Source organism: Nostoc sp. DSM 114160 (genome assembly GCF_053470305.1).
The window spans coordinates 45,094-57,933 of the sequence record NZ_JBPFGO010000003.1 but is presented as its reverse complement, the minus strand read 5'-3'; the positions used below and the strand labels follow the sequence as shown (position 1 = coordinate 57,933).

Annotated in this window: 3 protein-coding genes; all 3 read right to left on the bottom strand. The window is 39.6% G+C overall.

The annotated features are described in order from the left end of the window. Positions 1–9: 9 nt before the first annotated feature. A complete protein-coding gene (locus NSTCB13_RS25440; protein ID WP_448274238.1) occupies positions 10–939 on the bottom strand; it encodes an SAM-dependent methyltransferase in 930 nt (309 codons plus the stop codon). Positions 940–1,112: 173 nt separating this feature from the next. Next, complete coding sequence (locus NSTCB13_RS25435) at positions 1,113–5,789, bottom strand: type I polyketide synthase (RefSeq protein WP_448274237.1); 4,677 nt, start codon at positions 5,787–5,789, stop codon at positions 1,113–1,115. After that, entirely contained in the window at positions 5,767–12,801 is a 7,035-nt protein-coding gene (locus NSTCB13_RS25430) for an SDR family NAD(P)-dependent oxidoreductase (protein ID WP_448274236.1), read from the bottom strand. The genes NSTCB13_RS25435 and NSTCB13_RS25430 overlap by 23 nt, the downstream gene beginning before the upstream one ends. Positions 12,802–12,840 lie beyond the last annotated feature (39 nt).

Genomic DNA, 12,840 nt, shown 5'->3' with positions numbered 1-12,840 from the left:
TATAAATATCTAATCGGGTTTTTCTCCTGAAAATAAAAGATAGTCATCAAAAGCCATAAACCACCCCCTATCTCTCGACCAAGCTTCAAGTCCTGGATTATCTTTCTGGAGATCGATCGCTAAATCGTGTTTACTAATTCCTTTACCTACTTCGGCAAAGTAACGCACAGCAGCCGGCCAAACATATTCGCTAATTGATACAGCTTGGATATTTACAAATCCATGCTTTTTGAGTTTTTCAACATAAATATTTCGGTCATATTGGTTGGCGAAAGGAATACACATTTTCTTGCTATTGACGCGCAGCCAAAAGTCAATATCTCGTCCAACTCTCGGCAAACAATCTGCTAATGCTAATTTTCCACCAGGGCGCAAAACTCGAAATGCTTCAGCAAAAAAATCTTCACGAGTATTGAAATGAAAAGCACATTCTAAAGCTGTAACTTTATCAAAAGAATTGTCTTCACAAGGAATTTTTGTTGCCGAACCAACCTGAAGATTTATGCGTTCGGCTAATCCCGCTCTAGCTACTCGTTCTTGAGCAATTTCTACTTGTAGCTCTGTAGTATTTATCCCAGTAATTGCATCTACATTGTTTTCACGTACCCAAAGGATATCTTGTTCGGCAAAACCGAAGCCGACATCTAAAACTTTGTCTCCAGGGCTAAGTTCGGCAATTTCTCCTAATTTACGGGCTAAAGCGGCACAAGCTCCGTCATAAGTAGTTTCTTCTTGCCAATAACCAAAGTTGAGCCATTGGGGAATATTGGGATTGTGAAGATCGCGATCTCGTTTTGCTATCCCGGTGTAAAGGTCAGACACCTCAAATTTATCTTGTAAAAACCAGATTTCCTTAAGTGGATTCTGGATGAATTCTTTGATAATTATCCAGCGATTGCGCCATTCATCATTGAAAGGGATTTTGCCAATATTTTCCAAAGCTATACCTCCTATTTGTAAAATAAAAATTTTCGCTGCACTGAAAGTTTTATAGCGTTTCCCACTCTAGTGAGATACGAAATCACCCCTCCCCAGCCCTCCCCTTGCCAAGGGGAGGGTGCGCGACAGCGCGGGTGGGGTGTATTTTATGTATTTGGGAATTGCTATAATATTTACTCACCATATTCCTCCAGCTCTGCTAACTTTTGATTAAGTAGTATAGCCAATTCATCTTCATTGAGACTTTCATAAGGATTCAAAGTATCGCTATTATGTATTGCGATCTCAAAATCAATATGCTTTGCTAAAACTTCTGCCTGTAGATAATTGCTGAGACTTGCAAGATTAGGATAATCAAAAATTATAGAAGTAGGTAAAGTGCAAGCTAAGTTACTTTCCAGCCGATTTTTAAATTCTAATACCATTAACGAGTTTAAACCTAACTCTAAAAATGAGGTATTTTGAGGAATAACACTACTGGCAGCTAATCCAGTAACTTCGCGTAAAATTTGCTCAATTACTTGAAATAAACTTTCTATTCGCTCATCTATGGGTGCAGATTTTAACTGTTCTAATAATTTTGCTTCTTTGCTATTTTCTTTGATTGCGATCGCTTCGGCAAAGAATGGTTGATTAATCTTAAAAGCTCGATTAAAAGTAGACCAATCAATATCAATAATAGCTCCTTGAGAAACGTTAGCCAGAATTAACTGGCTGAGATATTTGAGGGCAGTATCAGAAGACATACTTTGAATACCCCAATTAGCAAAACGTTGTTTGTCAATTTCATTTCCTGTATCCCATGCTCCCCAATTGATGCTGATACTTGGTAATCCTAAACTTTGCCGTTGCTGCATTAAAGCATCCATAAAAGCATTAGCAGCAGCGTAACTACTTTGTCCAGGCGAACCGAGAATCACAGCAGCAGAAGAAAAGGCAACAAAAAAGTCTAAAGATAGGTTGCGGGTATAGCGGTCTAATAATAAAGTACCTTCTACTTTGGGACGCATGACATTTTGATATCTTTGCCAATTTTGATTGCTCAAAAGACCATCATCTAAGACACCAGCAGCGTGAATTACTCCACGTAAAGGAGGTAAATCTGCACCAAAACGGGAGAATATTTGTTCCATATCTGCGGCTGAGGTAATATCAGCACCGATAACTGTAATCTGTGTACCATTTTTAGTTAACGAGGCGATCGCTTCTGGTTGAGACTTAACATTGCGGCTACACAAAACTAAATGTCTAGCTCCCATTTCTGATAACCACTCAGCCATTAGCAAGCCCAGTTTACCTAAACCACCAGTAATTAAATAAGCTCCTTCTTTGCTAACTAATTGCTGTTTTTGAGTTGTAGGAATTGTTGCAGATACTAACCTTGCTCCATAGCGATTTCCTTGACGTAAAGCTAGGCGTGACTCAGCGCTTGCAGCGTGGAATTCGTTGAATAAAAATTCAGCTTCATTAGGTTCTGTTGTGGGTGATAAATCTAAACATACACAACGAATTTGCGGGTATTCATTATTAATTACTGCGCCTAATCCCCAAAGGGAAGACTGTTGAGGTTGCAAATCAGTCTCAGCTAGCACTCGATTTGCACCGCGAGTTATTAACCATAAATCAGGTAGTTTTTTCCAACTAGCGGTAAGAGTTTGAATTAAGTGCAATGCAGCATGACAACTATTGTAAACAGTATCCGAACATTCTTCATCAGGTACATTTTCCCAAGCAAAAATCACACCCGTAGCAAATTCTCCCGATGGATATGCTTCTTGATATAAGCGCTGAAAATCAGATTTTTGAGATGGATTGATGATAAACTCATCTTGAGAATGGCATTTATATTCATCACCAAATTCTACAGTAATAACTCGTTCTCCAGCTTCTTTCAATAAATCAATAGAATAATTCAATGCTGTTCCAGGATGTACAAACACTAACCAAGAATTGTGTTTTTCTGTAAGAGTTGGAACTGTATCAAGCTTTTGCCATTCAATTTTGTAAAACCAATTATTTTCATTTTCTTGCCATAAACGTTGTAAAACCGCCGGATTAGTACGCCGTGCTGTTAAGTCTGTAAACCGAGCGCAAAGCTGTTCTTGCTCATCGTAAACATCTACGTTTACGCATATTTCGCCGTTACTATTAGATTTAACATCAATGTGCGTCCAAGCTTGAGTACCAGGATTGCCAAAGAATTCTAGTGAAGAGAAACCATAAGGTAAATGCAATTCTTGGCCGTGAATTTCTGGGAAAGCCGCACCAACACTTTGCAAACAAGCATCTAAAAGCACGGGATGCAGACAATATCGCCGATCTGCCAAACTGCGATCGATACTAATCTTAGCCTGAGAACCATTGCTTAAATAATTTAGTTCTTGAATAGCTTGAAACCCCTTACCATAGCTAATTCCCATCTGCTCATAAAGGTCATAAAATCTAGAAATCTCAACAGATTCTCCTTTTTTATCAGACCAATTCCTAACAGATGTGGGTATTTTTTGATTGTTGGGTTTAATTTCACCAGTTACATTAAGAATCCAGTTATCTTTTGCCGAATCACTACTAAATATCTCAAAACCATAGCCATTTGACTTGTTAGGCTTAAAAATCATTTGTAATTTACTTGGAGATTGAGATAAAAGTAATCCCTGATGAATAGACACATTTTGAATAATCGCCAAATTATCAGTAAATATTTTCTGGATAGCTGCTAAAATCGCTTCAATAAAACCCGTAGCCGGAAATAAGATTTTTCCAAATACTTTGTGTCCTTCCAGATATTCTGGACGAGCGGCACTTATCTCTCCCTCAAAAATAAATTCTTTCGTAGCTAGTTTTTTAACATCGCTAATAAAAGGATGCAACTTAGTTTTGATATCAGCTACAAAAAATTGTGAATTTGTTAGCCAATAACGTTCTCGCTGAAATGGATAAGTAGGTAAATTAATCCGCTTTCCGTGCTTAAATACCTCCGTCCATTCTACAGAATAACCATTAACAAAAAGTGTCGCTAAACTTCTGTAAATCTGGGCTTGTTCATCTTGTCCGGGTACGATACTGGGTAGCCATGATATTTCTTTGATTTGATAAGTTAGCCTTGCTATACCCAGTAACACAGGCTTTGACCCTATCTCTAAAAAATGGCGATAACCACTGTCAATTAAGAATTTAAATCCTTTATCAAAATGCACAGTGTTGCGAAGATGGCGCAGCCAATAATCAGGAGTAGTAATTTCTTGACCAATTGGTTTACCTGTGACATTGCTAATAATAGTCAAGTTTGGTTCGTGGAAAGAAATTTTCTCTAAAACCTTGGCAAACTCATCAAGAATTGGCTCTATTAACAGAGAATGAAAAGCATGAGATACTGCCAAGCGTTTAGTCTTATAACCCTGTTCTATAAAAGTTCTTTCTACTCGTTCGACAATTTCACGCAAGCCAGAAATGACATTAATTGCGCCATTGTCTGCGGCAATATTTACTTGATTTTTATATGGAGCAAGATAATTTGCTACTGTTTGATAATCAGCATAAATCGCTGCCATTGCTCCATTATGCGGTAGTTCTCCCATCAAGCGACCGCGTTGGACGACTAATTGCAAGGCATCTTCTAAAGAAAAGACTCCTGCTAAACAAGCGGCGACATATTCACCAATGCTATGTCCTAAAAGTGCAGAAGGTTGTATTCCCCAAGATTGCCATAATTTAGCAAGTGCGTATTCAAGTGCAAAAAGAGCTGGCTGTGTGATTTGAGTCTGTTCTAGCTGTTCGCTATTTTGCAATTGAAAGATTAAATCTAACAGCGACTTTTCTAAAATCGGTTCTAAGATTTGGTTACAAAGATCCAAAGTATTTTTAAAGACAGGTTCTTGGTTATAAAGAGTTTGTCCCATCCCTGAATATTGAGAACCTTGTCCTGAAAAGAGAAAAGCTACATTGGGCTGATTTTCTGATGTAATTGACGTAATTACATGATGAGAATCTTCATTTTTTTGGAAATCGGCAAGTGCTGTTTGTGCTGTAGTAATTGAGTCGGCTAAGACACACAATCGATGCTGGAAAACAGCCCGCCCTGTACTGGCGGTAAAACAAGCATCTGCTAAATTAACAGATTCATTCAAAGCGTACTGATAATTTTTGGCTAACTCTTTGAGAGATTTTTCAGAACGAGCCGAAAGCGGCAGTAGGTAAAATGTATTCTCGGATTTTTGCGGAGAATTAGATGCAATTTCTCCAACAATAATATGAGCATTAGTACCACTAAATCCAAAAGAACTTACTCCCGCGATGCGTTCTCGCTCGCTAGAATGCCAGTCTTTTCCATGTACTGGAACTTCAAAAATCTGAGAACTCCAATCAAAACGGGGGTTGGGTTTTTCAAAGTGAAGATGAGGAGGAATTTTGTGGTGTTGTAAGGCTAAAACAGTTTTAATTAATCCAGCAATTCCGGCTGCTCCTTCTAAATGTCCTAAATTAGTTTTGACAGAACCAATAATTAAAGGTCGATTTTGGGGGCGCTTCCCAAATACCGCAGCCATACTTTCTAATTCAATCGGATCGCCTAAAGCAGTTCCAGTACCATGAGCTTCGATAAAATCTATTTGCTCTGGTTTGAGTTTCGCTGTCTTCAATGCTTGCTGTAATAATTTTTCTTGAGCATCGCCATTAGGGACAGTCAAACCACTACTTGGGCCATCGTGATTCACAGCTGTAGCATGAACTCTAGCTAAAATGCGATCGCCATTTTTAATTGCTTGACTTAACCGCTTGAAAACAATCATCCCGCAACCTTCGCCGCGCACCATACCATTGGCACTTGCATCAAAAGTCTTGCAACGTCCCATCGGGTGCAAGCATATGAGCGCGACTTTCTATTAAGGAAATTACCGGGGTTAACATGATGTTGACACCACCCGCCAAGGCAATGTCACATTCACCATTACGCAAAGCATTGCAAGCTAAATGTACTGCTACTAAAGAAGAAGAACAAGCAGTATCAACTGTCATTGATGGCCCTTGCAAGCCCAGTACGTAAGAAAGACGACCGGCGGCTACACTTACAGAAGTTCCAGAACCGGTATACGCGTTGATAGCTTCTGGTGCATGACTCAACTGGGCATAGTCTTGAGTCATCGCCCCCACAAAAACACCAGTTTGACTGTTGCGTAACTGCTGCGGATTTTGTCCGCCTGATTCTAAAGCTTGCCAAGTAGTTTCTAGTAGCAGGCGTTGTTGAGGATCTATAGCGACAGCTTCGCGGGGGATAATGCCAAAAAATTCGGCATCAAATCGATCTATTTGTTCTAAAAATGCTCCGTAAGGAGAATATATTTTTCCTGGTGTATCTGGATCGGGATGATACCATGCTTGCATATCCCAGCGATCGCTGGGAATTTCTCTGACTGCATCTTTTCCTTGTTCTAAAAGTTGCCAGAATGATTCCAAATCATTCGCACCGCCAGGAAACCGACAAGCCATCCCCACAATCACAATTGGATCTTCTTCTTGTTGTGGTTTTTCTAAGAGGATGTTTGAAAAATCATCAAGTTTACCGAATAACCCCTCTCCAAACCTCTCCCCCAGTGGGGGAGAGGCTTTGAAACTCCCATTCCCTTGTAGGGAAGGGGGGCTAGGGGGGTTAGGTTGATTAGGATTGAGTTGTTGTACAGAAGTTTGCTGTTGAGAAATATTTAAAACTTCTCGCAGCAAATAATCTGCTAAAGTTTCCACATTGGGAAACCGAAAAGTAATTGTTGTGGGTAAAGAGCAATTAAAATCTGTTTGCAAAAGATTGCGAAGTTCTGTAGAGGTGAGTGAGTCCATCCCCATATCAAAAAAGCCTTGTTGGGGAGATACTTCATCGGTTGATAGTCCTAATACAGTGGAAACTCGCAAACTAATCTGGCGGATAAGTAAATCGCGGCGCTGTTTTACAGGTATAGTTTGCCATTGTTCTAAAATATTTGATGCAGTTTGAGATTTAGCTTTTCCTTGAGGTAAGAAGTTTTGATAAAAGCTTTGATTAATGTATGGGAAACGCTTCCAATCAATAGCAATTACACCAGCACGCACAATCTTGTTAAACAAGATTTTTTCTAGAGTATTGAGTGCTAAATCAGGTGCGATCGCATCATAACCTTTGGCGGCTAATCTTTCTAAAACGTTGCGATCGACTGCTGCACCGATTTCGCTCCACGGCCCCCAGTTGATGACTGTAGCTGGCAAATTATGGGCATGACGATAATAGGTAAAGGCATCCTCAAAGGCATTAGCAGCCGCAGCATTAGCTTGTCCCGCCGAGCCAATGAGCGACACCGCAGAGGTATAACAAACAAAGAAATCTAAAGGATCGTTCAGGGTTAGTTGATGTAGTAGCCAAGTTCCTTTCACCTTGGGCGCAAGAACATGGTTAAAACGTTCTGGTGTCAGTCGCAGTAATGTTGTATCGTCTAAAGTGCCGGCGATGTGGAAAATTCCCCGCACTGGATATTGCGATCGGCATTCTTCTAGTAAGGCGTGCAGTTTCTCGCCATTTGTGATATCAACATCTTTAATTTGGATGTCTGCGTTACTGGATTGCAGACTTGTTATAATTTCAGGAGTGAGAGCTTTTGCACCACTGCGACTGCACAATACTAAATGACGAGCGCCACGTGCTATCATCCATCGAGCAGTAGCTAAACCTAATCCGCCTGTACCACCAGAAATTAGATAAAAGCCATCTTGACGGAAATTAATGTTTCCGTCTGCTAATTTGCGCTCTACCAAACGCGGACAGAAGCGTTGTTCGCCCCGCAAAGCAATGCGGTTTTCTTGGGTATTGTTGTAGATTTCTCTAAATAACTTTTCTGCTAAATCTTGTGTATGAGGATCTAAATCAATCGCTCTAAAATTGAGTTCTGGATGTTCTAGAACTAAGCTTAAAGCGATTCCCAATAAGGAAGATTGGGCTGGAGAAGTTAAGGTGGTGATTTCTTTGGCGGGAACAGCACCTTGAGTGACAAGAATGAGTGCAGGGGGATTTTCTTGTTGTAATAATGCCTGAAGTAAAAATAGGAAACGTCTACAATGAATCTCTACTGCTCGATAAATTTCGCCTTCTATTTCTTGTAAGGGCCAGAGGTAGATGATTTCACGAGTTTCTGGCGTTAAAAGGTTTTGTAATAGTGATAGATAATCGTCGGCGTTATCAGGATCGATTTCTTGAGGGGAGATGAGAGAACAAGCAACTCCCCTTTGTTGGAATGAGGTGATTAAACTGCGACCAATTCCTTTATTATCGGCAAAGATTAATTCATGAGAAACAGACTTAGGATGACCATTTTCTTTAGCAATGATGACGCTTTGTCGTAATAGATTGCGTGTCTCTGGTTTGGTTGGTTCGATGACGTTAATTTCTGTAAATTGATGCTTGGCGAGTAAATTTTGCCAATGTTTTGTATCTACCAAAGGATAACCATTGCGGTGCGGATCTTGACTGCATAACCACCATCCCTCTGTTAACCCAAAGGTTAAATCTACCCAACGACGCGCCCCAGTACTTTCTAATAGTATTAGTAGAGCATCAGGAGCTATTAGAGAACGGAGATTTGCAAGTGTTTTGTTAATATCTGTTGTGGCATGAAGGACGTTAGCAGCGATAATAATATCAAAATATCCGGGGAGAAATCCTTGAGTCAGGGGATTTTTTTCTATATCTAAAGTTTGATATTGAATGAAGGGATAATCACTAAAACTTTCTTTGGCTCTGGTTAAAAAACTAGAAGAAATATCGGTAAATATATATTCAATTTGCTCTTGAGGTAAATGTGGTAAAATTGCTGCTGTAGCAGAACCCGTTCCGCTGCCAATTTCGAGGATTCGTAGCTGACGATTTGTTGGTAAATTTCCTACTGCACATTTAATTGTAGCTGCAACTAATTCATTCATCAACTTAGCACCAGCCGCATCAGAATATACAGATGCGATCGCATTCAAATCACCTTGGGGAAATAGTAATTCTAATGGCTCAATTTGGCAGCGCATCACCGCAGCTAAAGCCGATCCACAACGTTCTATCAGATTAATTTCTGCAAGGTAATCGGGATATTCGCTACGTAGTTGTTGAATTTGTAATTGAGATGAAGATATAACAAGTTCTTTTGCTAATAACCATCCATCTTTTTGCTGAGTAACTATTCCTTCCTCAGCTAAAATTGCTAAACACCGCGACAATAAAGGACGATAAAATTCAACTACTCCACCTTGATTCGCAATTTTTTCTTCTTGATAAATTTTACCTAACTGCGGTTGCCAGTTTAGCTCTTTTAAACCTTCCCATATATAACTTACGCTTAAAGTTTCCATTTCTTCAAGTAAGCGTTCATATTGGCGCAATTTTTCTGCTAATTGCTGTTCTAATTGCTGGGGTTTAACTTGAGTTTTAATGGCATCAGGATTTAGTAAATAATCTCTTCCATCAGGTAATAATGGTGCTAAGGGAACCCATTCTTCTATGTAAGATTGTGGTTGTATTTCACGGCGGATAATTTCTTGACGTTGAACAGCTTTGAGTTCAAATCCTCTAATTGTTACTAGTAACTCACCTTGTTCTGAATAAATATCAATATCAGAGATGATAAAATTATCAGAATTTTTAGTTATTCGAGCTGCACTGATAACACTATCACCTGGAGACTTGAAGAATTGAAATTTAGCAATGCGGACTGGAACATAAGTTATCGAAGAATTTTGCTGAAATAAAATCGCCGCGATCGCCTGAAAACAAGCATCCAACATCGCCGGATGAAACCGATAGTTTTTCGCTTCTAAACTCTGACTATTTGTTAACTGTATTTCAGCGAATGCACTATTTTTACCATATTGAAGCTTATTGATTATTTTAAAGCTACTACCGTAATTGACTCCAGATTTTTGGTAGGTTTCATAAAAGGAATTAATCTCAAGCTGTTCTGGACAATTAGCTATTATTTGCTCAACATTTTGGCAATCTACATCTATTAATTTTAAGTTATCAACTTCTCCAGTAACAAGTACATCCCAATTATTAACGCTTTGCTGATATATGTGAAATTTATTTTTGTCAATAATTAATTGTAGTGTATCTTCTTGTTCTCGGAGCAATAATGCTTTTTTAAACTCAATATTTTCTAAACTTACAGCCTGACTGTCTATCGCCGCTAACGCCATTTCAATAAATGCTGCACCGGGAAATATCGGTTTATCAAAAACTTGATGTTCTGCTAGAAATGCGGGGCTATTTTGACTAATGCTAGCTCGATATTGAATAGAAGATAGAGGAGAGGAGAAGCGATCGCCTAGTAAAGGATGTCCAGAGCGATGATGAGATTTAGTAGCATTTACCCAGTAGCGTTTGCGGATAAAAGGAGAATTGGGTAAACTAATTTTTTGTCCAGAGCGAGAGCGATGAAATTCCTGCCAATTAATATTTACTCCTCTTACATATAGTTGGGCTATGACTGTTTGAATTTGTTTATAGTTACTGCCATCTTTGGCTAAACTACATAAGTAAATAATTTCATTTGCGGGTAAATTACTACGCTCGACATTAATTATGGGCTGATTTCCAATTTCTAGAAATATTTGATAGCCCATCTGATGCAAATTAACAATTCCTTTAGCAACATTTTCTGATTGACGTAGCTGTTGCACCCAATAAGCAGCAGTTTTAATAGAATTACTAGCAACTTCACCATTATGAGAAATTAAAGTGAGTTGCGGATTACTATAAATAACTTCTTCAGCTACTTTTTGAAAAGCTAAAAATTTGCTTTCTTCAGTTTGTTTATTAAATAAATGAGCGCGATTTGCAACTAACTTAACTGCATCTTCAATTGAAAAAACTCCAGCTTGTTGAGCAGCCAGATACTCACCAAAGCCAGAACCTAAAACCGCAGAAGGGTAAATTCCCCAAGATTTCCAGAGTTCACACAGCGCATATTGCAGTGCAAATAATGCTGGTTGAACATATAAAGGATCGTTTATATCTTGATTGCTATCAAGTAACTCTTCTAGAGAGAAATTTAAATGATTTTGGAATAGGCGAGCGCATTGCATCAAAGCATCACGAAATGCAGGCTCATTTACAAAAAGCTCTTTCCAAATTCTTGAAAATATAGCTGTTGCCTCATTGCAAACAAAAGCAATTTTAGTGTTTCCTCTTGCCTCACCGTGAATAATATTAGTTTCTCGGTCATTACCACTAGCAAAAGCTCGAAGTTGTTCTTGAAAACTGGCAATGTTGGAAACTAATAAAGATAAACGTTGTTTATGATGAAAACGACCTGTATTTAAAGAAAAGGCGATATCAGTTAAGTTAACTTCTGGTTTTTGGTCAATATAATTAACAAAGTTAGCAGCCAATAAACGCAAACGTTCTTCATCTTTAGCAGACAGAGTAACTAGTAGAGGAAATGTATTTGTAGTTGGAGATTGCACTTGCGGAGGTTCGCTCAATATCGCATGAGCATTAGTTCCCGATGCTCCGAAAGAACTGACTCCGGCGGCTTTTATTTTGCCATTACCTTGAGACCAAGGACGAGTTTTTGTCACTACCTGGAGAGGTAAGCTATCCCATTTAATATGAGAATTTGGTTTTTGCAAATTGAGATGAGCCGGAATTTCAGCATGATAGATAGATAATATCGTCTTGATCAATCCAGAAATCCCCGCCGCCGCCGCTAAATGACCGAGATTTGTTTTGACAGAACCGACTAACAAAGGTTGGGATGAAGAACGATTGACACACAAAGCATCAGCGATCGCTTTAATTTCAATCGGGTCTCCCAAAGATGTACCAGTACCGTGAGCTTCGATATAATCAATGACATCGGCGCTCAAACGAGCGTCAGCCAGAGCTTCACGAATTAAATCTGTCTGCATCGGCCCATTAGGAACTGTAAAGCCGCCACTCGCACCATCGTTATTAACAGCTGTTCCCCGAATTAACGCCCAAATGCGATCGCCATCTGCTAAGGCTTCACTCAATCTTTTTAAAACGACGACTCCGCAACCCTCACCAATCCCAAATCCATCAGCGCTTTCGTCAAAGGTTTTGCACCTACCATCAGCAGCTAACATCTGATTTTTGCACAAGGCGATCGCTACTTCCGGTGTGAGAATTAGGTTCACTCCTCCCACCAAAGCCTGACGACATTCTTGGGCGCGCAAAGAACGGCAAGCTAAATGCACTGCTACCAAAGAAGAAGAACAAGCTGTATCCACAGCCAAGCTAGGGCCATTGAGATTTAAAAGATAAGAAATGCGTCCGGCAGCAGCATTTATATGGTTGCCAGAGATATGATAAGCCCCAACTGTGCTATAATCTCCTCCTGGTGCAATCAGACGAGCATAATCATTGTTTGTGATGCCAATAAAAACACCAGTTTTGCCGATTCTGGCAGTAGGCGCAGCCATTCCCGCATCTTCTAACGCTTCATAGCCAACTTCTAACAGTAACCGTTGCTGGGGATCGATATGCAAAGCTTCTCTCGGTGCAATTCCGAAAAAGTGTGCGTCAAACATTGACACATCATCGAGAAAACCGCCTTGAGATACATAGATTTTGCCAGGTTTACCACGGTCTGAGTCATAAAAATCAGATATATTCCAGCGATCGCTTGGTACATCTGTTAGCGTATTACCACCAGCTTTGAGAAAAGACCAAAAAGCTTCAGGAGTAGAAATATTTTTACCAAAACGACAACCCAAACCCACAACTGCGATCGGTTCGCTTTGTTGAGCTTCAACAGCCTTTAATCTCTCCTTCGCTTCATTCAGTGCCTTAAACACCCTAGCTTGGACAGACTTATCGTTACTTGATATCTCCAACTCCATCTTTTCTCCTTCCTCTGCGCCTCTGTGTGAGCTAAAAAA

Bases quoted from the DNA above. Each gene is read 5' to 3' on its own strand.
- NSTCB13_RS25435 (WP_448274237.1), bottom strand. From the start codon at position 5,789: ATGGGACGTTGCAAGACTTTTGATGCAAGTGCCAATGGTATGGTGCGC.
- NSTCB13_RS25430 (WP_448274236.1), bottom strand. From the start codon at position 12,801: ATGGAGTTGGAGATATCAAGTAACGATAAGTCTGTCCAAGCTAGGGTG.